The sequence below is a fragment of the Clostridioides sp. ZZV15-6598 genome, from assembly GCF_020657705.1.
GTDB classification, from domain to species: domain Bacteria; phylum Bacillota; class Clostridia; order Peptostreptococcales; family Peptostreptococcaceae; genus Clostridioides; species Clostridioides difficile_F.
Map to the genome: position 1 here is coordinate 1 of NZ_JAGWCS010000057.1, position 24,254 is coordinate 24,254.

21 protein-coding genes are annotated in these 24,254 nt (G+C 27.7%); 17 read left to right on the forward strand and 4 right to left on the reverse strand.

Features of this window, described 5'->3' with window-relative positions:
- Nucleotides 1–67: 67 nt before the first annotated feature.
- Together KGF50_RS12060 and KGF50_RS12065 are read right to left on the reverse strand one after the other, a co-directional pair.
- The gene (locus tag KGF50_RS12060; RefSeq protein ID WP_227848267.1) at nt 68–604 is read right to left on the reverse strand and encodes a metal-dependent hydrolase; all 537 of its coding nucleotides are present in this window, start codon (nt 602–604) and stop codon (nt 68–70) included.
- Nucleotides 605–716: 112 nt separating this feature from the next.
- Nucleotides 717–1,421, reverse strand: coding sequence for a superoxide dismutase (locus tag KGF50_RS12065; RefSeq protein ID WP_285894667.1), 705 nt, complete (start codon nt 1,419–1,421; stop codon nt 717–719).
- Between the two features lie 171 nt (nt 1,422–1,592).
- Between KGF50_RS12065 and asnB the strand changes: the two genes are divergently transcribed.
- Nucleotides 1,593–3,476: an asparagine synthase (glutamine-hydrolyzing) gene (gene asnB / locus KGF50_RS12070; protein ID WP_227848268.1), complete on the forward strand. Its 1,884-nt coding sequence runs from the start codon at nt 1,593–1,595 to the stop codon at nt 3,474–3,476.
- A 116-nt stretch (nt 3,477–3,592) separates the two neighbouring features.
- Here the strand turns inward: asnB and KGF50_RS12075 are convergent, their stop codons facing one another.
- Nucleotides 3,593–5,029: a trypsin-like peptidase domain-containing protein gene (locus KGF50_RS12075; protein WP_227848269.1), complete on the reverse strand. Its 1,437-nt coding sequence runs from the start codon at nt 5,027–5,029 to the stop codon at nt 3,593–3,595.
- Nucleotides 5,030–5,358: 329 nt separating this feature from the next.
- On the opposite strand from KGF50_RS12075, the gene KGF50_RS12080 reads away from it, so the two are divergent.
- From KGF50_RS12080 to KGF50_RS12125, 10 genes are all read left to right on the forward strand, one after another.
- The gene (locus tag KGF50_RS12080) at nt 5,359–5,937 is read left to right on the forward strand and encodes a TerD family protein (RefSeq protein ID WP_227848270.1); all 579 of its coding nucleotides are present in this window, start codon (nt 5,359–5,361) and stop codon (nt 5,935–5,937) included.
- Nucleotides 5,938–5,971: 34 nt separating this feature from the next.
- Nucleotides 5,972–6,550, forward strand: coding sequence for a TerD family protein (locus KGF50_RS12085; RefSeq protein WP_227848271.1), 579 nt, complete (start codon nt 5,972–5,974; stop codon nt 6,548–6,550).
- 85 nt (nt 6,551–6,635) lie between these two features.
- A complete protein-coding gene (locus KGF50_RS12090; RefSeq protein ID WP_227848272.1) occupies nt 6,636–7,265 on the forward strand; it encodes a TerD family protein in 630 nt (209 codons plus the stop codon).
- A complete protein-coding gene (locus KGF50_RS12095) occupies nt 7,255–10,014 on the forward strand; it encodes a calcium-translocating P-type ATPase, PMCA-type (RefSeq protein ID WP_227848273.1) in 2,760 nt (919 codons plus the stop codon). Before KGF50_RS12090 ends, KGF50_RS12095 begins: the two co-directional genes overlap by 11 nt.
- 86 nt (nt 10,015–10,100) lie before the next feature.
- On the forward strand, nt 10,101–11,663 hold the full coding sequence (locus tag KGF50_RS12100; RefSeq protein ID WP_227848274.1) for a YceG family protein: 1,563 nt from the start codon (nt 10,101–10,103) through the stop codon (nt 11,661–11,663).
- Nucleotides 11,664–12,800, forward strand: coding sequence for a toxic anion resistance protein (locus tag KGF50_RS12105; RefSeq protein ID WP_227848275.1), 1,137 nt, complete (start codon nt 11,664–11,666; stop codon nt 12,798–12,800).
- 60 nt (nt 12,801–12,860) lie between these two features.
- Entirely contained in the window at nt 12,861–13,937 is a 1,077-nt protein-coding gene (locus KGF50_RS12110) for an HpcH/HpaI aldolase/citrate lyase family protein (RefSeq protein ID WP_227848276.1), read from the forward strand.
- Entirely contained in the window at nt 13,915–15,153 is a 1,239-nt protein-coding gene (locus KGF50_RS12115) for a phosphoribosyltransferase family protein (RefSeq protein ID WP_227848277.1), read from the forward strand. Before KGF50_RS12110 ends, KGF50_RS12115 begins: the two co-directional genes overlap by 23 nt.
- A 53-nt stretch (nt 15,154–15,206) precedes the next feature.
- Nucleotides 15,207–16,295 carry a cysteine protease StiP family protein gene (locus KGF50_RS12120; RefSeq protein ID WP_227848278.1) on the forward strand — a complete coding sequence of 363 codons (1,089 nt, stop codon included), beginning with the start codon at nt 15,207–15,209 and terminating at the stop codon, nt 16,293–16,295.
- A 27-nt stretch (nt 16,296–16,322) separates the two neighbouring features.
- On the forward strand, nt 16,323–17,114 hold the full coding sequence (locus KGF50_RS12125; protein WP_227848279.1) for an HAD hydrolase family protein: 792 nt from the start codon (nt 16,323–16,325) through the stop codon (nt 17,112–17,114).
- 100 nt (nt 17,115–17,214) lie between these two features.
- Here KGF50_RS12125 and KGF50_RS12130 read toward each other — a convergent pair whose 3' ends face one another.
- Complete coding sequence (locus KGF50_RS12130; protein ID WP_227848280.1) at nt 17,215–17,769, reverse strand: cupin domain-containing protein; 555 nt, start codon at nt 17,767–17,769, stop codon at nt 17,215–17,217.
- 197 nt (nt 17,770–17,966) lie between these two features.
- Here KGF50_RS12130 and KGF50_RS12135 point away from each other — a divergent pair, with 197 nt between their 5' ends.
- The 6 genes from KGF50_RS12135 (at nt 17,967) to KGF50_RS12160 (ending at nt 24,179) form a co-directional block, all read left to right on the forward strand.
- Nucleotides 17,967–19,169 carry a DUF819 family protein gene (locus KGF50_RS12135; protein WP_227848281.1) on the forward strand — a complete coding sequence of 401 codons (1,203 nt, stop codon included), beginning with the start codon at nt 17,967–17,969 and terminating at the stop codon, nt 19,167–19,169.
- Nucleotides 19,170–19,228: 59 nt separating this feature from the next.
- Nucleotides 19,229–20,212: a membrane dipeptidase gene (locus KGF50_RS12140; protein WP_227848282.1), complete on the forward strand. Its 984-nt coding sequence runs from the start codon at nt 19,229–19,231 to the stop codon at nt 20,210–20,212.
- A 262-nt stretch (nt 20,213–20,474) separates the two neighbouring features.
- A complete protein-coding gene (locus KGF50_RS12145) occupies nt 20,475–21,428 on the forward strand; it encodes an iron chelate uptake ABC transporter family permease subunit (protein WP_227848283.1) in 954 nt (317 codons plus the stop codon).
- Nucleotides 21,418–22,374 (forward strand): iron chelate uptake ABC transporter family permease subunit, encoded by a 957-nt coding sequence (locus KGF50_RS12150; RefSeq protein ID WP_227848284.1) that lies wholly within the window; start codon nt 21,418–21,420, stop codon nt 22,372–22,374. Before KGF50_RS12145 ends, KGF50_RS12150 begins: the two co-directional genes overlap by 11 nt.
- A complete protein-coding gene (locus KGF50_RS12155; RefSeq protein WP_227848285.1) occupies nt 22,371–23,126 on the forward strand; it encodes an ATP-binding cassette domain-containing protein in 756 nt (251 codons plus the stop codon). Before KGF50_RS12150 ends, KGF50_RS12155 begins: the two co-directional genes overlap by 4 nt.
- A gap of 84 nt (nt 23,127–23,210) precedes the next feature.
- The gene (locus tag KGF50_RS12160; protein ID WP_227848286.1) at nt 23,211–24,179 is read left to right on the forward strand and encodes an ABC transporter substrate-binding protein; all 969 of its coding nucleotides are present in this window, start codon (nt 23,211–23,213) and stop codon (nt 24,177–24,179) included.
- The last annotated feature ends 75 nt before the right edge of the window (nt 24,180–24,254 follow it).

A 24,254-nucleotide genomic window follows, 5' to 3' on the forward strand; every position in this document is an offset into this window, starting at 1 on the left:
AAGTATTCTTTTAAGACAATTTTTAAATTTATTAATCAATTTATAAGTATATAACTATAAAAATAAATTAAAATAAAATGTAAAATTGATATCCGATTAAAAAAATAACTATGAAGTTTAAAAGTTTAGATATGAATTTTTCTGTTTTTGAGCTAGTTTTTATAGGGAGTAAGGAAATGTTTATAGTAATGGGAAAAAACAATTCGATACCTTCTTTAGTAATAAGGTCAAGACACATGTGAGAAAAATATCCTATTATAAATCCACTAGACAGACATGAAAAAACTATATTGTTGTTAGTAAAGATTGTTAGAGACTTAAAAGAACTACCAATGAGTAATAATGCAAGAAGGCTATGAGTAAACCCTCTATGTCTAAACCTACTTCCAAATAACTTGTAAATTAATATAAATTTTTTACTTATGTAAGAACCTCTCATATCTATATCTGGAAACAATGAACCTAAATATGCAAAATAGATATAGATTATAATTAATACTATTTTATATGTAGTATCGTATTTGACTAAATATATATTATTTATAAAGGGGAGTATCAAAAGTGCTAATATATATCCTCCCCTTTCATGTGTTTCCTTTATCATATAAAAATCCTCCTGAATCGTCACTATAAACATAATATTGGTAAATTTAGACTATCTTTTATTATATTATATAGCAAACATAAGTTTTTTTCAAAAGGATTTTAATATTTAATTAATCTTGAGATTTTAAATTTTTATAATTTTCTAAAGCTCCATTCCAATTAACTACATTAAACCAATTGTTAATATATTCATTTCTTCTGTTTTGATATTTTAAATAGTAAGCATGTTCCCAAACATCAAGACCTATGATAGGAGTCAAGTTTTTACTTACAGGACTATCTTGGTTTGGAGTAGTTATAATGGACAATTTACCATCTTTAGTAGCTACTAGCCAAGCCCAACCAGAACCAAAAACATCTAAAGCTGCTTTTTGAAATTCCTCTTTGAATTTTTCAAAAGAACCAAAATCTCTGTCAATGGCTGCTTTTAAAGATTCAGAAGGTATAGTTTTTTCAGGAGTCATTATATCAAAAAAGAATTTATGATTGTAAGCACCACCTGCATTATTTCTTACAGTTGTAACAATATCTTTAGGCAAAGAATCTAGGTTTTGTAATAATTCACATAAAGAATAATTATAAAGCTCAGGATATTTTTCAAGAGCTGCATTTAACTTATCAACGTAAGCTTGATAATGTTTATCATGATGTAAAATCATAGTTTCTTTATCTATATAGGGCTCAAGAGCATCATAAGCATAAGGTAATGGTTTAACCTTAAACTTGTTATTTTCAGGTGTAAAAGCAAATAAAGTTATACACTGTGAAAGTATAAATAAAGACATAATAACTGGTATTAACATTTTTTTCTTCATAAAAATCACCTCCTAATATAGTATTTCTAGAAATTAAAAAATTATGAAAGATTAACAGATAATTTATAAAAATTTGATAGTAATTTTTTTAAAATTGAATAAGTTTTGAAGTCAAAGACAAAACTATGAAATACAGGATAATACTAAAAAATAGGAAGGAAATTTGATAATATGTGTGGCAATATTTCAATTTATTATAAAGGAGACATATCTAGAAAAGAAGATATTAAATTTAAAATAAAAGAATCTGCAAATAACATAAATCATATAAGTCTTGATAGTAGAGGCTACTTAAAAGATGGGGAAAAAGAGTTTGATTTTAATAGATTTGATGTGATAGATGTTATACATGGAGTTAAACCATTTGAAAAAGATGGAAAAGTTATAGTTTTAAATGGTGAAATATATAATAGTTGTGAGATAAAAGAAGAATTGATTAAAAAAGGGTACAGCTTTGCTACAGATAGTGATATTGAAATCTTATTGACATCTTATATAGCATTTGGAAAAAATTGTGTACATAAGATAAAAGGTATGTTTAGCTTTATAATATATGATAAAGAAGATGAAAGTATATTTGGGGCAAGAGATTTATTTGGAATAAAACCACTTTACTATATAAATAAAGAAAAAGTGATAATCTTTGCATCAGAATATAAATTTATACTGGAGTATATTAAAAAACTAAACATAAATGAACGAAGCTTACAGAGCTATTTTTCGTTTCAATATGTTCTTCCTGAAGATACTATGATACAAGGAATAAGATTGATACCAGCAGGACATTTTTTTAGAGTGGAAAATGGAATACTATCTTTAAAGAGATATGATAAACTTGAATTTAGGAGTAGCACAAAATTTTTTTATAGTAAGAATCATTTAGGAAACAGAGATATAGGCGAAGAAGAAGTGAGAAATGTAGTAATAGACTCAGTAAGAAGACAAGTAGCAGAAAATAAATCTGTTGGAACATTTTTGTCTGGTGGTATAGATTCATCAATTATAACCTCTATAGCTTCACAAATTAATCCAAATATAAAGTCTTTTTCACTAGGTTTTAATGTTAAAGGATATAGTGAATTGGAAATAGCTAAAAAAACAGCCGATAAATTGGGCATAGAAAATATTCAAATTAATATAACACAAGATGACTATATAAAAGCATTGCCAAGTGTAATTTATTTTTTGGATGACCCTGTGGCAGATCCATCAGGAGTAGGTCTTTATTTTTTAATTAAAGAAGCTAGTAAATATGTCAAAATAGCGTTGTCTGGAGAAGGTGCTGATGAATTATTTGGAGGATACAATATATATAAGGAATATAATAATGTGAAATCAGTCATAAACTCACCAGTGTATATTAGAAGTGTATTAAACAGAGTTTCAGAGCTTATGCCTAATATAAAAGGTAAAAATTATCTTTACAGAGCTACAACGCCTTTAGAAAAGAGATATATAGGAAATGCAAAGATTTTTGAAAATAATGAAGTAAAAAGATTCTTTTTTAAATATAAGGAAAAGAATATACATGAATATTTATTATCAAATTTATACAGAGAAGCGCAGAAAAATAATTACGATTATATAAGTAAAATGCAACATATAGATGTAAATACATGGCTTCAAGGTGATATCCTTCAAAAAGTTGATAAATTCTCTGTAGCTGAGCACCTAGAACTTAGAGTACCTTTTTTAGATAAAGATGTATTTGATATAGCAAAAAACTTAAGAATTGAACAAAAAATAACTAAAAATAATACAAAAGTGCTACTTAGAGAGTCGTTTAAAGATATGGTACCAGAACATGTTATTCAGAGAAAAAAATTAGGATTTCCAACGCCAATAAGAGTTTGGTTAAAAGGTGACTTAGGCGATATTGTAAGAGAAACTATTTCTAATGCAAATGTAGACGAGTTTATTGATAAAAAATATATAATAAAACTTTTAGATGAACATCTAAAAGGTCATAAGGATAATTCAAGGAAAATATGGACTATATTTACATTTTGTCTATGGTATCAATTGTTTATAGAGCATAAAAACATCAAGTATTAATTTATGCATGACATACAGAGGGCGAACATATGGAATGTTATCGCCCCCTTTATTGGAATGAAGCAAGAGCAAACGGGATTGTTAATGGTAGTTGAAACATATTTATTTGTATATATTTAGTTTATTATTTCGATAAAATTATTGGCAAATATTTTGACAAGATGACTTTCTACTGCTAGATTTAAGTTTTGTCCATCATCATATCCAGCAGAAATTAACCCTAGTAAATTCCCAAACATATCTAAAAGAGCCCCTCCAGAGCTACCACTAGATATTGGAGCTGTAAATTGTATCATTTGAACTGTTTCAAAGTCACGAAAAGCAGAGATAATTCCATCTGAAACTGTATTGAAAAGACCTAAAGGGCTTCCAATAGCAACTATTTTTTGGCCTCTTACAGGGTTTTTGCTGACCTTGACTGGTATTGATTTACATTCTCTATCAACTTTTATTATAGCTAAATCATAATCTGAGTGGTATTTTATGATTTGATATGATGTATAAACTTTATCATCATTTTCAAATCTAACTAAAAATGAATAGCCTTCATTAACTACATGGAGATTTGTAAGTATATAACCTTCACTATTTATGACTACTCCAGAACCACTTTTAAATGGTTTATTTTCATTATCACACACAACAATCATAACAACAGAAGTTGATAATTTTGCGAGTTCTTCATATGTAAGTTCTATCTCTTCATCTTTTTTATTTTTTGCAGATGTAAAGTTTGTGTCAACAGAAGTTTGTTCAGATTGAGGTTTATTTATAGGAGTATAAGTTTTGTTATTATTGATATTCTTATTTATATCTGTATTTAATTTTTCTAAAGGTATATCTAGCATAGTTGTACTTTTTTTAGAAAGCTCAACTAAAGTAGAAAATCTAGAACATTCAGGATACAAATCAAGGATATCTTTATGAGGATTTATATACAAAATATCACATCCAAGCTGTGATAAAAAATATAAGAAAAAAAGTTCCTGTCTTTTAATATTTCCAAAATACACTACTTTGGGTGAAACTGTAATTTTGACTTTATTATAAAATAATTTGGGTAGAAAATAATCTATCCAACATAAAAGCTTAACAGCAAAGTTTTTGACAATAGATGGTGTTGAATTTGGTGTGTTTTTAGAAAACAAATCTAATGTACTTTTAAATGCAATTTTTTTTGTCCAATCTAAGATATCATTTTCTATTTTACAAGGAAATTCAATATTGTATAAATCCCAACTGTTAAATTTAGCATCATTATAAGTATTGAATATATTGAGCATCTTATCTGTTTGTGATTTATCAAAATTTATATTTAAGTTGTTTAGCCTAATATAGGGAATCGTTGTATTATTAAAAAAATGAACATCTATATTTTTGATGTTTTTTATGTATTTATCAATCGAATCATCAATACCTATATATCGTGTAAAGTAGACTTCTTTAATATAAGAAGAACTCTTATTTGTATAAGATTTACGAGACATAAATTCATTTAAAGGCTCTTTTGACTTCTTTATTACAACTTTTAATGGTTTAATAGTACAAATCATATTTTTTCTCCTCTAATAAGATGATATAATCTATTATAAAACATCTTAAAACAATATAGTACAAAGAATTTTGTAGTTTCAAAATAAAATGTATACTTGTATATATAAATGATATATAATTACATATTAAACATAGATTTTATCTCTTTAAAAAAATATGTAAAATCTATGTAAAAAGTAAGAAATATAAACATTTTTTTAATTATATTTTAAAAATATCAAGTAAGTTTTATTCACAAATGAATAAAAAATGTTATAATATGATTAAAGAAAAAGATAAATAATTAGCAAGATTTGTTTAGCTAAAATTAACAAGGGAGCGATAAATTATGGGTATAACATTATCAAAAGGCCAAAAGGTTGATTTAACTAAAGGAAACCCAGGGCTTAAAAATATTTTAGTAGGGTTAGGATGGGATACTAACAAGTATGATGGTGGATTTGACTTTGACTTAGATACAGCAGCATTTTTAACAGGAGCAAGTGGAAGTGTTACTAATGATGGAGATTTTGTATTTTACAACAATTTAAAGCATACTTCTGGAGCAGTTGAACATTTAGGTGATAATAGAACTGGTGAAGGTGATGGAGATGATGAGCAAATAGTTGTTGATTTATCTAAGATTCCTGCAGAAATAAGCAAAATTTCTTTTACAGTTACAATTCATGATGCAACAGAAAGAACACAAAATTTTGGGCAAGTAAGTAATTCTTATATAAGAATAGTAGATAAAGATACAAATGAAGAACTAATAAAGTATGAATTAGGTGAAGATTTTAGTATAGAGACAGCTATAGTAGTAGCTGAAATATATAAACACAATGGAGAATGGAAATTTAACGCACTAGGTTCTGGTTTTGAAGGTGGACTTGCTGCGTTATGTGGAAACTTTGGAATAAACTTATAATTTTAAATATAATAAACTAGAGGGGGTATTTTCCATGGCTATAGTATTAAAAAAAGGACAAAAAATTGATTTAACTAAGGGAAATCCAGGACTTAAAAATATTAGACTTGGATTAGGATGGGATACAAATTCATTTGATAGTGGTTATGATTATGATTTAGATGTCAGTGTTTTTATGGTAGGAGAATCTCAAAGAGTTGAAAGAGATGAAGATTTTATATTCTACAATAACTTAAAACATTCATCTGGAGCAGTTGAGCATTTAGGTGATAATAGAACTGGTGAAGGTGATGGAGATGACGAAGAAATATTAGTAAACTTAGATACAATGCCAAAGCATATACAAAAAATAGCTGTAACAGTTACAATATATGAAGCTGCTGAAAGAAAACAAAACTTTGGACAAGTAAGCAACTCATATATAAGAGTTTTAAACTCTGAAAATGACCAAGAAATATTAAGATATGACCTAGGCGAAGAATTTAGTATAGAAACTGCAATTACTGTATGTGAGATATATAAGTATAATGGAGAATGGAAGTTTAGTGCAGTTGGAGCAGGATTTGAAGGTGGCTTAGAAGCACTTTGCAGAAACTATGGATTAAGTGTTTAGTAAGAGTAACACAGTATATTAAATATAAGTAGCCTATACAAATAATGTATAGGTTATATTATATAAAATTTTATGGAGGTTCAGTATGTCGATTAATTTATCAAAAGGTGATAAAATAGATTTAAAAAAATCCAACCCTGGATTGAGTAGTATACTTGTGGGCTTAGGATGGGACCCTGTGCAACAATCAGGTGGAGGATTCCTTAAGTCTTTATTTGGTGGAGGACAAGCTGATATAGATTGCGATGCATCTGTATTTATGCTAAATCAGGAAGGAAAATTAAGTGGGATAAAAGACTTAATTTATTTTGGAAATTTAAAGAGTGCCTGTAAGTCAGTTTTACATACAGGAGATAATTTAACTGGTGAAGGTGTGGGTGATGATGAACAAATTATAGTTAATTTAGATAAAGTTCCATCAAATATTCACAGATTATTATTTGTAGTAAATATATACAATTGTGTAGACAGAAAACAACACTTTGGGATGATAAAAAATGCCTATATAAGAGTTGAGGACCAAAGCAATAAAAAGGAAATAGCAAAGTATAATTTATCTGATAATTATTCGGAAAAAACTACTCTTATAGTAGGGGCTATATATAGAAAAGATGGAAGTTGGCAGTTTAAAGCAATAGGTGAAGGAACAAAAGATGCGGGTCTTAAAGAAGTAATGCAAAATTTAGACAGGATTGAGTGTGTATATGGAATTTAATAACGATATCAAATATTATAATGTTGACAAAGAAGATGTAACTAAAGACTTGTCTGTTAACCCTGACAGAGGTCTATCAGAATCAGAAGTCAAGACTAGAAGAGAAAAATATGGTTTAAATGAATTTACACCAAAAGAGGAAGGAAGCTTTTGGGATGATTTAAAAGAAAGTTTAAGTGAGCCAATGATAGTTATTTTAATTATTGCAGCAGTAGTAAGTGCAGTAATTGGAGAAACTCATGATGCAATAGGGATTGTAGGAGCTATAGCAATAGGTATAGCAATAGGTATGATTACAGAAGGTCGTTCTAAGAAAGCGGCAGATGCTCTTTCTAAGATGACTGAAAATATTGAAGTTAGAGTACTAAGAGATGGAGAAATACATCAAATTTCTAAGAGTGAACTAGTACCAGGAGATATAGTATATATTGAAACTGGTGATATGGTACCTGCTGATGGTAGACTTATAGAAACTATAAATCTTAAAATTAGAGAAGATATGTTAACAGGCGAATCAGATGATGTATCTAAAAAATGTGATGTAGTAGTTCCAATGGAAGAAATAGAATCTAAAGGAGCACTAGTGGTACAAGAACCAATTCCTGCAAAACAAATAAATATGGTATTTGGTGGTACACTTGTTGCTTATGGTAGAGGAAGATTAGTTGTAACTTCAATTGGAGATAGTAGTGAAATGGGTAAAATTGCTCAAAACTTATCAGATGCAGATGAGCAAACTCCACTTCAGATAAAGCTTGGAAATCTAGGTGGATTAATAGCTAAAGTTTCTAGTGCAGTAGCAGGATTATTATTTATATTCATGGTTTTCCAAATGGTAAGTAAGAATGTATTAAATGTTGACATGTCTGGGATTTTACCATTTTTAGAATCGATAGACCCTGTTAAAACAGCATTTACAGTATGTGTTGCATTGATAGTTGCAGCTGTTCCAGAAGGTCTGCCAACTATGATAAATATGACACTTGCAATAACTATGCAAAAAATGGCTAAGATAAATGCTTTAGTTACTAAAAAAGAAGCTTGTGAAACTATAGGGTCTGTTTCTGTAATATGTTCAGATAAAACTGGTACATTAACAGAAAATAGAATGACAGTAGAAGTTGCATATATTGATGGAAGATATATTGAGAGTTCAGAAGAAGAAATAAATAGTTATTTTGAAGAAAACTGTATGATAAACTCTACAGCTGATGTAGAGCATAATGATAGTGATGTTAAGTATCTGGGAAGTGCTACAGAATGTGCATTACTTCTATATTATAAAAATGTAGATTACAGACAAGTTAGAAAAGAATCTAATATAGTAGCTCAAAATCCTTTTACTTCTGATTCAAAGAGAATGACATCTGTTATAGGTCAAGATAATAATCATGTGTTGTTATCAAAAGGAGCACCAGAAGTTTTACTTGAGCTATGTTCACACATTCAAAGAGGTAAAGATATAGTTCCAATAACTGAAGGTATAAAACATGAGATTTTAGAAGAAATAAAAAAATTACAGGTAAAATCAATGAGAACTTTAGGTTTTGCATATAAAGAAATCTCACAAGCTGAAGAAGAAGCAGCAGTAACTGCTGAAAGTGATGCTATGAATGTAAGTGCAATGGAAAGTGATTTAGTATTTAGTGGTTTTGTTGGTATAAGAGACCCACTTAGAAAAGATGTTATAGAATCTGTGAATACAGCAAATAAAGCTGGTGTTTCTGTAAAAATGCTTACAGGAGATAATATAAATACAGCAAGAGCTATAGGTGAAGAGTTAGGTCTGTTAAAAGGAAATATGAGAGCTGTTGAAGCTTCATATATAGATACTTTAGATGATGAAGAATTAAAACAAGAAATACAAACTATTTCAATTGTTGCAAGAAGTAAGCCAGATAGTAAAATGAGAATAGTTTCAGCTCTTCAAAAGAGTGGAGATGTTGTTGCTGTAACAGGTGATGGGATAAATGATGCCCCAGCGCTTTCAAAGGCAGATGTTGGTATAGCAATGGGTATATCTGGTACAGAAGTATCAAAAAGTGCAGCAGATATAATTTTAACTGATGATAGTTTTAGTACTATTGTAAAAGGTATTAAATGGGGTAGAGGAATCTATGATAACTTCCAAAGATTTGTTCAATTCCAATTAACAGTAAATGTAATTGCATTTTTAGTGGCTATAATATCTCAGGTTATGGGACAAGAAATGCCATTTACAACAATACAATTGTTATGGGTAAATATAATTATGGATGGTCCACCAGCACTAGCATTAGGTTTAGAGCCTGTTAGAGAGCACGTGTTAAATAGAAAACCTGTTGATAGAAAAGCAAATATAATTTCTAAGTCAATGGTATATACAATAGTATTAAATGCATTCTATATAACAGCAATACTAATGTTACAATCTACATTTAACTTCTTAGGTGTTGATGAAGCTCATAAGGGAACTGTAATGTTTGCGTTATTTGCTTTTAGTGCATTATTTAATGCATTTAACTGTAGAGAATTTAATGCAGATAGTATTTTTCCAAACTTTACACATAATAAACTAGCATTACAAATAATAGTTTTAACAGGTATTGCACAAGTAATATTTACTCAGTTATTCCAAGACTTCTTTAACTCTGTGGCTATGGATGTTATGACATGGGTAAAAGTTTTATGTGTTGCAGCAAGTGTAGTTGTAGTCAATGAAGTTGTAAAATATGTAATAAGATTAGTAAAACCAAAAAAAACAGCTTAAAATAAATTTTATAAAAAATAACAAACTGGCTCAAAATATATATTTTGAGTCAGTTATCAATAAACAATTAAATTGGGAGGATAATTATGGGTGACTCAAAGGTATTTGAAAAAATATTCTCCAGCCAATCAGATAGAGGAAATTACACTCCTTCAAAGGGATATTTAAGTTATTTTATTTCATATATTGGTTTAGAAGATGAGATTTTGTATAATCTTGAAATGTTTAAGACTAAGCAAAATATTGATAGTAGAAAAGATATTGCTTTATTTACTGATGTTATAGCAAATCCTAGTGATTTTGACATTATAAATTATTTTAAAAATGGACTTAAAAATTATAAAAACAGTACAGAAGATATAGATATAAGTATCTTAGGATTTGAGGAAATAGATTATAAAATAAAGCAAGCAATAGATAGGGTATTAAAAGAGGAAGAAAAAGACTTTACTAATGATAGAGTTAAACAAAATTTTATAGTGAAAATAATGGCATGGATAAAGACCTATATTGGTGCCTTAGATATAAATAAAAATGATGCTCCAAAAATAATATTTTATGGAGACATAAAAAAGCATGAAGTTTACTTACTCTTAATATTGTACTTGGCAGGATTTGATGTATTATACCTTAATCCAAACTCAAAGAGTAATATAAGTATCTTAAATTTAGAGAAATATAAGATAGAATTAGAAGAGGCTAATACAATAGAAGAAAAAGTTTCTTTTGAAGATAGAGTTGTTTCAGGTGAAAAGATAGATAAAGGTTCTGTAAAAAAAGCTTTTACTGTTGGAGCAGAAGCATCAAAACGAATAAGTGAAGAATTGTTAAATGATTCTGGATTTATAAAACCTTGGCAACTTCAAGATAGAAAAATAAAAAGCTTACTTTTAAGTTCAACTATTGATGAAATCTCAATATATTGGAATCAGCCATTAAAATTGAGACCAGGATTTAAGTTTAATGATACTATAGTAGAAACTCCAGTTTTCTTTTCTAAAATCAATGGAATATATAATGATAAAAATGAATATATTAAGTTTTTAGATTTATTAAGAGATTCAGAAAGTTCAACATTTATTGAATTTAATGGAGATATAGATAGATTTTCAAAAGAATTTACGAGAGAAGCTTTTAGCCTATCATTTGTATTAAATTCAAAAGGTATTATAGATAAAAATTCTGTTTTAAATAATAAAGAATATTCTATTTCAACATTAGCATTAAATCAACAAATTATGATTCTAGAAAAAGTGGAAGAACTTATAGAAGGCAACATGTTTTTAAGTGGACTAAGTGGAGAGGATAAAATAAAAGGATTATTCACAGTACTTCATATGGATAAGAAGCTTGTTCATATGATGAATAATTTCGATTACTCTCTCATAAATCCAAAGTTGGTTATATATATGTATAAGAGTATTGTGTTTGATAAAGAAGTAGTATTTCTAATGCTTTTACTTAGCAAAATTGGATTTGATATTATTATATTATCTCCAGGCGGAGAAAATAATATAGAAAATGTTATAAATAACCAATTGATTGATATACACAGATTAGATAAAATGGTATATGACCTTAGATTGAATTTACTTGAAGATGAAATACCTTTACTTAAAAAAATTTTTGGCAAGAGGAGACGATTTTAAATGGGGATAAATATAAATAATTTTTCAAAAGATAATAATTCTGTAGAGACTGTTGAAAATTTACCTACGACTGTACAAGAAGAAAAATTTGATATAATGGAATATACAAATAATAAAAAAAATGAACTTAGAAAGTCTAAAGAGGTTGAGGCTTTAACTTCTCTTATAGAAGTAGAAAATCCAGATACAATTTTACAATTTGGTAGAAAAGCATCTGAAGGAGTAGCGAGAGTTTCTGATAGTCTATTAAATACGATAAAATTGAATAGAAATGAAGAAAACTCTAAAATGCTTGTTCACTTAACTAAAATAATGGATAAATTTGATTTAGATGATTTTCAAGAGACGAAGGAACCAAATTTTGTTCAAAAACTTTTCAAAAAAGCTAATAATGCTATTGAAATGATGTTTCAAAAGTATGAAACACTGGGAGGAGAAGTTGAAAAGATTCAAATTGAACTTGAGCAATATGAAAGAGATATAGCACTTTCTAATAAGCAAATTGGTGCTATGCTAAATGAAAACTTTGACTTTTATAACGAACTTCAAAAATATATTGTTGCTGGAGAAATGGCAGTAGAGGAAATGGATAATGAAATACTACCATACTTCAAACAAAAATCAGAGACTAGTGGAGACCAAATGGATATTGTAAACTATCAAGAACTATTAAAAGTTTATGATATGTTAAACCAAAGAGTTTATGATTTAAGAATAGCAGAAAATATAGCTATCCAGACAATACCTATGCTTAGAGGTATGCAACATAATAACTATGGTTTAATTAGGAAAATCAATAGTGCATTTGTTGTAACTTTACCAGTATTTAAACAATGTTTATCTCAAGCAATATTGCTTAAAAAACAAGAATTACAAGCGAAGTCTCTAAAAGCTCTTGATGATAAAACTAATGAATTGTTGCTTAGAAATGCACAAAATGTAAGTTCTCAAAGTGCACAAATAGCTAGAATGGCTGGAACAAGTTCTGTGCAAATAGAGACATTAGAAAAAATGTACAATACAATTAAATCTGGTATAGATGAAACTATGAGAATAGAAGAAAATAATAGAGTTACAATCAAGGATAATACAAAGAGATTAGAGGAATTAAATACAGCTATAATTTATAATAAGTAGTATATTAGGGGCTAATTTGGATAAAGTTGGCCCTTTCTATGTATATGAGGAGGCCGTACATTGAAATATTTCGATTATATCTGCAAAGAGGATTTAGAGAAAATTTTTTTGAAAGTGCCAGAAGACTTTAATGCCAATACTGAAAAAGATGTACTGAAATATGCACTGGGTGCTTTTTTATACGTTCCAGCTACTCAATATAACATGATTTATAAGAGTATTATAGGTGATGTTAAGGGAGTTAGACCATTAGCTATTTGTTTAGAAGATGCTGTTGGGGCAAATGGAGAATCTGAGGCTATAGAAAATCTTAAATTAATTTTGAAAAATATTAGCAATGAAAATATAACTAATAAAGATGGGATACCATTAATTTTTGTGAGAATAAAAGATGTAGAGCAGTTGCTAAGAATTAAAGAGATTATAATTAAAAACAATAATGTTATAACAGGAATATTGATTCCTAAAGCAAATTCGAAGTTAATTGAAAACTGTATAGAAGTTTTGAATTCTATAGGTCTTCAAAATATGTATGTTATTCCAATAATAGAAACAAGAGAGTTTATATATAAAGAAAATAAAGAATTAAGCTTCAGTAGTTTATATAATACTATTTTGAGATATAAATCAAGAATACTTAGTATTAGAATAGGTCTAACTGATATATTAGGTATGTATGGTATAAGAAGAGATAAAAATTTTTCTATATATAATAATTTGATTTGTTCTTCGTTTATATTAGATATAATTACATATCTTCAAAGACCAGAGATAGATATACCAATAAGTGGAGGTGTATCGGAATTTTTTGATATGACAAATGAAGAGATAAAAAATAAGTATATAGAAGAAATATTATTGGATAAATTTCATGGGTTAGTTGGAAAGACAGTAATTCATCCAATGCAAATTCAAATTGTACAAGCATTATCCGCAGTATCATATGAAGATTTTACTGATGCTTTGGAGATACTGGATAGTACAAATAGTAAATATGGTGTGAGTAAAGGCATATTAGGTGAGAGAATGAATGAAACAAATCCTCATTTTTTATGGGCTAAAAAAATATTGATTTTATCTAAAATATATGGTGTATTAAATAAAGGAGTAGACTATGAGGAATTGCTTAAATTTTAATTGCGAGATTGACATTGTTGATAATCCATTAAACTTAGATTTAAATGATTTTTTAGATATAGGAATAAGAAATAACAGCAAGAGGCGTTTTTTATTTATATCAAAAAAACTTGGAAAACATTTAGCTTGTAAACCAAGTGAGATGGACAATTTAGGAAAGTTAATGGCCATGATTTATAATAAAAAAAATAAGGTAACATCAAAAGGGACTGTAATAGCTTTTGCCGAAACTGGTACAGCTGTTGGACATAGCTTTTTCGATTACTTATCTGGGAATTATGAATTTATTCATACCACTAGGGAGCAATTTGATGAGCTAGAAAATTTAGACTTTTTAGAAGAACATTCTCATGCAACAGACCAAAATTTATATTTTGAAATGCTAGACAACTTTAAATTCGGTGATGAAGTAATTTTGGTAGACGATGAAATTACTACAGCTAATACGTGTATGAATATAATTAGAAAGATTCAAAGTATCTATCCTAAAAAGAAATATACTATATGTTCTATACTTAATTGGGTAAGTGATGAAAATTTAAAAAAAATTAGTAGTCTAGAAAAAGAACTTGGATGTAAGATAGAATTTGTGTATTTATTTAAAGGAGACTTTAATTTTGATATAAATGAAGATATTGTTGCAAATTACAATGATAATTGTACTATTAGTCAATCGAGTACTATAAAGGATGATAAAACAAATTTAATAGTAAATCATATCAACGTTGATTTAGAAGATTATATTGGAAATAAGAAATATATAAGATATACTGGTAGATTTGGAATTAACAAAAGAGAACAAATTAAATTAAAAGAAATTGTAAAAAGAGAAAGTAAAAAAATAGTTATAGAAAGTAAAGAATCTTTAAAAAAGAAAACAGAAAAGGTTCTATTTTTAGGTACTGAAGAATTTATGTATATACCCATGTTATTTGCAAAAGAAAAAGAAAATCAATGTGATATATACTATCATTCAACGACTAGAAGTCCAATAATTAATATTGATAAAAACAATTATCCTATTAGGAGCAAGTTTAAATTAAAGAGTTTTTATAATTTAGATGTTCAAAATTATATTTACAACATAGACAGACATAATTTCTCTGAGTGTTATTTATTTGTTGAGTTAGATAAAAGTGAGAATTCTTATCTGGAATTTATTGATATAATTAAAAATACAAGCATAAAAAAATTGACTATAGTATGTTGTAGCTAAAATGTTTTATCAAGATAAAATATATCGCAGTTTTAAGATAGGAGTTGAGTCATATGGGAGAATTTAGCACATATTCTAAAGATGATGTTATCTTTTTATTAAAAGATATATCAAATTTAATTGAAGAAGAAGGAAACAAAGAGAGAGAGTTAAAAATACAAAGTGGTAGACATTATTCAGAAATGATACCAATAGAGTATGAGGTTAGTGAAGATTATCTAAAATTATATCATGATAAACTAGAACAAAACAAGAATAAACTGGCATTTTCTATAGGCGTTATGTGTGAAAAGATAATTAAAAAAAATGGAAATGATGTTGTACTAGTTTCACTTGCTAGAGCAGGAACACCAATTGGTATTTTGGCAAAGAGATACCTAAGAGATAAGTATAATTTAAATTTACCTCACTATACAATATCTATAATAAGAGATAAAGGAATAGATATGAATGCAGTTGAATATATAATAAATAGTCATCCAAATTCAAATATACAATTTTTAGATGGATGGACTGGCAAGGGAACAATATCAAGAGAGCTAGAAAAAGCATGTGATGAGCTTAAAATTAAATTTAAAAAGAATTTTGATTCAACGCTTGCTGTATTAGCTGACCCTGCTGGATATTCTGGACTTTATGGAATTAGAGAAGACTTTTTAATACCAAGTGCATGTTTAAACTCAACTGTTTCTGGGTTAGTAAGTAGAACTGTGCTAAGAGAAGATTTGATTGGCAAGGATGATTTTCATGGTGCTAAGTTTTATAGCCATTTAAAGGATAAAGATGAGTCTATAAATTATATAGAAACTATAGAAGCTTGTTTCAAAAACCAATTTAAAAATATATCTGATGAAGTTGAAAAATGGAAAAGTGATATTATAACTAAAGATGGTTATTTTGATGTTTTAAATATAAAGGAAAAGTACGATATAAAAGATATCAACTTTATCAAGCCAGGTGTAGGAGAAACAACAAGAGTTTTACTTAGAAGAGTTCCATATAAGGTACTTGTTAAAGACTTAAATGACAAATCTTTAGAGCATATATTTATTTTGGCAAAAGAGAAAAATGTTGAAGTTGAAGAAATGGATTTAAAAGCTTATAAGTGTTGTGGCATAATAAAAAATATGAAAGATGTTTAGAAAATATATTTGACAGGAGAATACTGAATGATTGTTTTTTCAGACTTAGACAGGAGTATTATTTACTCTGATAAATTTTTAAATACTGATAAGAGATATACCAATATAGAAATCTATAAAGAGAAAGAAATTTCTTATATATCTCTAAATACTATAAATTTAATAAAACAAATACAGTATTACGGTATGTTTGTACCAACTACTACTAGAACAATAGAGCAGTTTAAGCGTATAGAATTTAATAAATATGGTATTTACTTTCCATGGAGTATAACTTCAAATGGAGGAGTTATACTTAAAGATAATGAAATATTGAAATCATGGAGTGAAAAGATAGACAAATTAAAATCTAACTATGAGCCTATTGAAAGCATGGTGGATAAATTTAAAACTTATTTGAATGTAGAAGGAATAACTAATTTTAAAGTTGCAGAGGATACATTTTTTTATATAGTTGTAGATTTTAAGAAATTTAATTTAGATTCAATTAGAGAGTATATAAATATATTAGAATCAAAAAACTGGAGATTGTATGTGAGTGGTAGAAAAATTTACTTTATACCAAAAGAAATCTCAAAAGAAAATGCCATAAAATACTTGACCAAAGAATTAGGAATAGAAGATTTTTATGCAATTGGGGATTCTATTATGGATTTTGGGATGCTCGATATTTCAAATAATGCTTATGTATTGAAGCATGGTGATATAAATAAAAGTGAAACAAGAAATACATTTATATCAAGTAAATCTGATGGAATGAGTGGAACTGAGGAAATATTATCTAAAATTTTAGATGAAAGTTGCCTACTTAATATATAACCAATAAACTAGAAAAGTCTGAAATAAATTAGGATAAAGTTTATCATACTAATTTATTTCAGATTTTTATTAATTTATACTTAAAAAAGAGTCTAGTATATTAAAATGAAGGTGGGGTCATTGCCCAAACTGAAATACATTCATTATCATCACAGTTTTCATATATATGAGGTATAGTGCTGTTAAAATAAAAACTGTCCCCTTCCTCTAATATATACTCTTTATTACCAAGTGTTATTTTCATTTTTCCTTTTATTATGTATCCACATTCCTCTCCTTCATGTGTCACAAATTCATTACTTTTTTTTGTATGTCCATCTAATGTAACAAGTATAAATTCTATTTTTTTTCCGATTAAATTAGGAACAAGAAGCTCGTAAAATTTTGTAGAATCGTTAGTTACTATTTTCTTTCGATTATTTTTCTTTACTACTATATTAGAATCATCCTTCCCAATATCATCAAAAAAATAACCTATGTTTACATCAAGAGTTCTTGATATTTTCCACATTGCTATAATTGATGGAACAACCATATTACGTTCAATTTGACTTATTAAACCTGTACTTAAACCAGAATCTTTGGCTAAAGTAGCTATACTTATATTTTTAGATTTTCTAAGTGCTCTAATTTTGCTTCCAACATCTATGTCCATTAGATAAAAACCCCCCTCAAACATGATTATAACATATATAGTTTCTAAAATTAATAAAATAAAATAAAAGTTATGTAATGAATGTATTTACATCGTTATATTGAATTTTCTGAAAAGATGAATTATAATAGTATTAATATTCAATATATTGAATATTAATATTGATATTTTAATTTAATGAAATGGAGGCGGTTGAGATGAGGAGTTTTGTAAGTCCTGATAATATTTGGGTATTATGGGCAATTGTAACTGGATGGGCAGCATTTAGTATTTATTTAGAACAAAAGTATAGTTGGGCGTCAAAAATATCAGGAGCAATAATAGCTCTTGTAGGGGCAATGTTATTATCAAATCTAAATATTATACCAGTAGAGTCTGTTGTATATGACCAAGTCTGGGGATATGTTGTTCCTTTAGCCATAGCTTTGTTGTTATATCAATGTAACATCAAAAAGATATGGAAAGAGAGTGGAAGATTACTTGTAATATTTCTTGTGGGTTCTGTAGGAACTGTACTTGGAGCTATGATTGGATTTTTAGCATTAAAAAATGCAGTACCAGATTTAAATATTGTTGCAGCTATGATGACAGGTTCTTATATAGGTGGAAATGTAAACTTTGCAGCTATGTCAGGAGCATTTGATGCACCTGGAGAATTAGTATCAGCAACTGTTGTAGCAGATAATCTTTTGATGGCATTATATTTCTTTGTTTTAATAGCCATCCCATCAATTGGATTTTTTAGAAAACATTTTAAACATCCACATGTAGATGAGATGGAAAGTATAGGAGTAAATGAAGGAGAAACAATAGCAGCAAATTATTGGGGAAGAAAAGAAATATCTTTAAAAGATATAGCAATAGCCATTGGTAGTGCTTTTATAATAGTTGCAGTATCAGTAGAATTGTCAGGTTGGTTTAAAGCTATAATACCAATATCAAATCCATTTTTAGCAATGCTAAATACTTTATTTGGCAATCAATACTTGATAATAACTACCTTAACTATGTTTTTTGCTACTTTTATGCCTAATTTCTTTAGCGATATAAAGGGAGCGCAAGAGTTGGGTACATTTTTAATCTATATTTTCTTTGTTGTAGTAGGTGTTCCTGCTTCAATTCCATTAATAATTCAAAAATCACCATTATTACTTTTATACTGTGGAATAATGGTACTTATAAACATGTTAGTTACATTTATAGTTGCCAAAATATTTAAGTTTAGTTTAGAAGAAGCTATTCTTGCATCTAATGCAAATATTGGTGGACCTACAACGGCAGCAGCTATGGCAATATCAAAAGGATGGTCTAAGTTAGTAGGACCAATACTTATAGTAGGGACATTTGGATATATAGTTGGTAATTATTTTGGTCTTTTAGTAGGAAATATTTTAATATAAGTTTTATAAAGAATGAAAAACAAACGTTTGAAAAAGACTTTATTTAATTGGAGGTTGTCATGATTTTTGATGGACATTCAGATACTTGGTCAGATGTAACGATAAGAAGGCTTAATGGAGAGAAAGATGTATTTAGGAGAATCCATCTTGAAAATTTTAAAAAAGCAAATATTGAAGGTGCTATTTTTGTAATATGGATAGATCCACCATATGATAAAAAGCCTGAAAAGAGAGTTAAGCAGATAATAGAGTGTGTAAAAGAAGAAATTGAAGATATGAAGGATGTTGCAAATATAGTAAAAAAATATTCTGATATAAATAAAGGCCTAAATGAGAGTAAAATAAATATTTTAATTGGTCTTGAAGGTTTAAGCCATGTTGGAAAAAATTTAGACTTAATCGAATATTATTATAAAGAAGTTGGAGCTAGACATGCATCATTAACTTGGAATGAACAGAATGAACTTGCAACAGGGTGTTTAGGAGATGACAACAGGGGACTAACTGAAATAGGGAAAAAAGCAGTAGATAAGTTAGAAAAATTAGGTATGATAATAGATGTATCACATCTAAACGAAAAATCATTTTGGGATTTGATGTCTGTTGTAAGTAAACCAGTTATAGCTTCCCATTCTAATGCTAAAAATCTATGTGATGCAAAAAGAAATCTAACAGATAACCAACTAAAAGAAATTTCAAAAACGGGTGGATTAGTGGGAATAAACAGTTTTAGAGGATTTACCAACAGTAACCCTAAGAAGCAGGATTTAATACATTTAGTCGACCATATAGATTATATGGTGAATCTCATAGGTATAGAGCATGTATCTTTTGGCTTTGATTTTAGTGATTATCTAGGAGAAGAGACTATAGGTTCTTTTACTGAAGGAAATTCTAAAAATCCAAGTGTAGAGGGTCTTAAAAGTACATATGAAGCTAAAAATATAGTGATAGAGCTTCAAAAAAGAGGATATAAAAAAAGTGATATAAATCTAATATCTAGTGGAAATTTCTATAGAGTATTTAAAGAGATACTAAAGTAATGCAGTAATTAGATTAGATATAGAAAGTACTATGATTAAGAATAAGTATTTGTACATAACAAGAAACATTCATATATGTAGATTTATATATATGGTATACAGATTAGATTAAATTTAAATGTTACTAGAATTAAAAATTCTAGTAACATTTTTTATATAAAAAAACAAATATTTATATATATTGACAATGATAATTATTATTGATAAACTATAAAAAGAAATGATAACAATTATCATTTCTAATAAAAATCAAGGAGGGAGAATGAAAAAGAGATATTTAATTATAGGAATAATAATTTTATCTTATTTTTCCTTATTTATAGGTGCAGAAGATATAAACATAATGCATATATTTGCAAAAAATCAGCATAAACTTATGATATTTGTCATGAGTAGAATACCAAGATTAATAAGTATATTAATTGCAGGTATAGGAATGAGTATAGCAGGCCTTATAATGCAACAGATAAGTAAAAATAAATTTGTATCACCTACTACAGGAGCAACAATAGATGCAGCTCAATTTGGTATAGTAATTTGTATGCTTTTAATACCAAGTGCATCGATTTTTATGAAGACTATAATAGCATTTATATTTTCTCTTATAGGAACATTTATGTTTATGAAAATAATAAGGAAGTTACAGTTTAAAAATATAATATTCGTGCCATTAGTAGGTATAATGTTTGGAAATATAATAGGTTCTATGACCGATTTTATTGCATATAAATATGATTTGAGTCAAAATGTAAGTTCTTGGATGCAGGGTGACTTTTCTATGATACTTAAAGGAAATTATGAAATATTATACATAACAATACCTCTCATAATAATAGCATATATTTATGCAAATAGATTTACTGTTGTTGGGATGGGGATGGATTTTGCAACTAACTTAGGGCTAAGTTATAAAAAAGTTGTCAATGTAGGTTTAATAATAGTAGCTCTTGTTACAGTATGTGTAGTTGTTACTGCTGGTAATATACCTTTTATAGGTCTAATAGTTCCAAATATTGTGTCTCTGTATATGGGTGATAATATAAGAGATAGTATATGGCATACGGGATTATTTGGGGCAATATTTGTACTTATATGTGATATTTTTGGAAGGATTATCATTTATCCATATGAAATATCTATAGGACTTACAGTTGGCGTTATAGGAAGTATACTATTCCTTTACTTAATATTAAGGAGGAATATAAATGAAGCTTAGTCTTAATAAAAAAATTTATTTGATGACTGCATTACTCTTGATATCAATAGCAATTTTTTTAAGCTATGGAATAGACAGGAATAATCTAGACTATGCATTATCACAAAGAATACCAAAAATATTTGCTATGATACTAGGAGGAGGATGTATAGCATTTACTACTGTAGTATTTCAAACAATTACTAACAATCAGATATTAACACCAAGTGTACTAGGGCTAGATTCCTTATATGTAATGATTCAGACTATAATAGTATTTATATTTGGAGCAACCAGTAATCTTATTACAAATGAAAATTATAATTTTATCATTAATGTTACTATAATGATTGTAGCTTCAATGCTATTGTATAGAGCATTATTTGAAAGAAAAGAAAATAATATTTTCTTTTTAATCCTAGTAGGAATGATATTTGGAACTCTATTCAAAAGTGCAACAACATTTATTCAAGTAATGATAGACCCTAATGAATTTCTAGCACTACAAACTAGCATAATGGCTAGTCTAAATAATATAAATACAAATGTGTTATTAATTGCATTTATAATAGTTATTGCAACAATACCTTTTATATATGATGAGATAAAATATTTAGATGTACTATCATTAGGCAGAGAACAGGCAATTAATTTAGGTGTAGATTTTGATAAAGTAGTAAAAAAAATGATAATCCTAATAGCAATTTTAGTTTCAGTATCAACAGCACTCATTGGACCTATGACATTTTTAGGACTTTTACTAGCCAACATAGCTAGAGAAGTTTTTAAAACATATAAACATACTTATTTAATTTTCGGTTCTATATTGTTAGGAATGATTACTTTAATAATAGGTCAATTTTTTATACAACATATATTCAAATTTAACACAACATTAAGTGTAGTAATAAATTTTATAGGAGGAATTTACTTTATCCAATTATTATTAAAGGGGGCAAATAGATGATAGAAATAAAAAATATATTTAAAAAATATAAAAATAAAAATGTTGTAGATAATGTTTCTTTTAATATAGAAAAAGGAAAAATAACATCTTTTATAGGTCCAAATGGTGCTGGTAAAAGTACTGTGTTATCAATAGTAACAAGACTTATAGGGGGTGATGGTGGAGAAGTATTGATAGAAGGAAAAAGCTTAACTTCTTACAACAATAAAGAACTAGCTAAAAAAATAGCTATACTTAAACAATCTAATAATATAACTTTAAAACTCACAATAAAAGAATTAGTTGGATTTGGAAGATTTCCATACAGTGAAGGAAATTTAACTCAAGAAGATGAAAAGTATATTAATGAAGCAATAGAGTATATGAAATTAACTGATATACAAGATAAATATTTGGATGAATTAAGTGGTGGGCAAAGACAAAGAGCTTATATAGCAATGGTAATAGCCCAAAATACGGAGTACATATTACTTGATGAACCACTTAACAATTTGGACATGAATCATTCAGTACAAATGATGAAGGTACTTAGAAGTCTTTGTGATGAGTTAGGTAAGACTATAGTGTTGGTTATGCATGATATAAATTTTGCTTCATGCTATTCAGATAATATAGTTGCACTTAAAAATGGAAAAATTGAAAAGGTAGGTCGTACAGATGAAATAGTCAATGAAAAAGTTTTAGGAAATATTTACGAAATGAACTTTGACATTAAGCATATAAATGGAAATAGAATATGTGTTTATTTTTAAAACGCTATAGATAAAAATCTATGAATTTTCTAATAAAAATTTAAACTAAGACGAATATTAATAAAAAATGAGGGAGACATTAAGATGAATAAAAAAGCAGCAATAATAGCAACAGTGGCTATAGTAGGATTAGTAGCAGTATTTGCATTAGGTGGGAGTAAAAAAAGTGAGAAGAAAACATCAGATACTTCAGATGCTACTATAAAAATAACTCATAGCTTAGGAGAAACAGATGTAAAGTTAAAGCCTAAAAAAGTGGTAGTATTTGATTATTCAGCACTAGATACAATGGATGCACTAGGTGTCAGTGAGAGTTTAGTAGGACTTCCAAAATCAAGTTTGCCAGCATCTTTAGAAAAGTATAAAGATGAAAAATATGCAGACTTAGGTGGATTAAAAGAACCAGATTTAGAAGGTATAAAATCAACAAATCCAGATTTAATTATAATAAATGGAAGGCAAGAAGATTTTTATGAGCAATTATCTAAGATAGCACCAACAATAAGTACAAGTAAAGATGATAAGAAGTATTTAGAATCTGTCAAAAACAATATAAATAAAATAGCTAAAATATTTGGAGTAGAAGAGAAGGCTAATCAAGAATTTGCTAAAATTGAAAAGAAAATAGAAGTTTTAAATAAAAAAGTAACAGGAAAAGAATTAAATGCTTTAACTCTTATGGTAAATGAAGGAAATTTAAGTGTATTTGGTGAAGAGTCTAGATTTAGCATATTATACAACAGTTTTGGATTTAAGAATAAAGATAAGAATATAAAGGAATCAAGTCATGGTCAAAATATTACTTTTGAATATATAGCTAAGCAAAATCCAGATATTATGTTTGTTATAGATAGAGGTATAGCTACTGGTAGCGATGTGAAAGCTGGTTTAACAGCTAAATCTGTTTTAAACAATGACGTAATAAAATCTATGGATGCTTATAAAAATGATAATATAATATACTTGGATGCACCAACATGGTATGTAAATGATGGTGGACTTACATCTTTAAATAAAATGATAGATGATGCTTCAAAAGCAGTTAATAAGTAAGCCTATTGTTTATAGTAAATGTGCTTTATATAATGATTATGTAATCAGCCACTTTAAAGTGGCTGATTTTTTATG

Bases quoted from the DNA above. Each gene is read 5' to 3' on its own strand.
- KGF50_RS12060 (WP_227848267.1), bottom strand. From the start codon at position 604: ATGATAAAGGAAACACATGAAAGGGGAGGATATATATTAGCACTTTTG.
- KGF50_RS12065 (WP_285894667.1), bottom strand. From the start codon at position 1,421: ATGAAGAAAAAAATGTTAATACCAGTTATTATGTCTTTATTTATACTT.
- asnB (WP_227848268.1), top strand. From the start codon at position 1,593: ATGTGTGGCAATATTTCAATTTATTATAAAGGAGACATATCTAGAAAA.
- KGF50_RS12075 (WP_227848269.1), bottom strand. From the start codon at position 5,029: ATGATTTGTACTATTAAACCATTAAAAGTTGTAATAAAGAAGTCAAAA.
- KGF50_RS12080 (WP_227848270.1), top strand. From the start codon at position 5,359: ATGGGTATAACATTATCAAAAGGCCAAAAGGTTGATTTAACTAAAGGA.
- KGF50_RS12085 (WP_227848271.1), top strand. From the start codon at position 5,972: ATGGCTATAGTATTAAAAAAAGGACAAAAAATTGATTTAACTAAGGGA.
- KGF50_RS12090 (WP_227848272.1), top strand. From the start codon at position 6,636: ATGTCGATTAATTTATCAAAAGGTGATAAAATAGATTTAAAAAAATCC.
- KGF50_RS12095 (WP_227848273.1), top strand. From the start codon at position 7,255: ATGGAATTTAATAACGATATCAAATATTATAATGTTGACAAAGAAGAT.
- KGF50_RS12100 (WP_227848274.1), top strand. From the start codon at position 10,101: ATGGGTGACTCAAAGGTATTTGAAAAAATATTCTCCAGCCAATCAGAT.
- KGF50_RS12105 (WP_227848275.1), top strand. From the start codon at position 11,664: ATGGGGATAAATATAAATAATTTTTCAAAAGATAATAATTCTGTAGAG.
- KGF50_RS12115 (WP_227848277.1), top strand. From the start codon at position 13,915: ATGAGGAATTGCTTAAATTTTAATTGCGAGATTGACATTGTTGATAAT.
- KGF50_RS12120 (WP_227848278.1), top strand. From the start codon at position 15,207: ATGGGAGAATTTAGCACATATTCTAAAGATGATGTTATCTTTTTATTA.
- KGF50_RS12125 (WP_227848279.1), top strand. From the start codon at position 16,323: ATGATTGTTTTTTCAGACTTAGACAGGAGTATTATTTACTCTGATAAA.
- KGF50_RS12130 (WP_227848280.1), bottom strand. From the start codon at position 17,769: ATGGACATAGATGTTGGAAGCAAAATTAGAGCACTTAGAAAATCTAAA.
- KGF50_RS12135 (WP_227848281.1), top strand. From the start codon at position 17,967: ATGAGGAGTTTTGTAAGTCCTGATAATATTTGGGTATTATGGGCAATT.
- KGF50_RS12140 (WP_227848282.1), top strand. From the start codon at position 19,229: ATGATTTTTGATGGACATTCAGATACTTGGTCAGATGTAACGATAAGA.
- KGF50_RS12145 (WP_227848283.1), top strand. From the start codon at position 20,475: ATGAAAAAGAGATATTTAATTATAGGAATAATAATTTTATCTTATTTT.
- KGF50_RS12150 (WP_227848284.1), top strand. From the start codon at position 21,418: ATGAAGCTTAGTCTTAATAAAAAAATTTATTTGATGACTGCATTACTC.
- KGF50_RS12155 (WP_227848285.1), top strand. From the start codon at position 22,371: ATGATAGAAATAAAAAATATATTTAAAAAATATAAAAATAAAAATGTT.
- KGF50_RS12160 (WP_227848286.1), top strand. From the start codon at position 23,211: ATGAATAAAAAAGCAGCAATAATAGCAACAGTGGCTATAGTAGGATTA.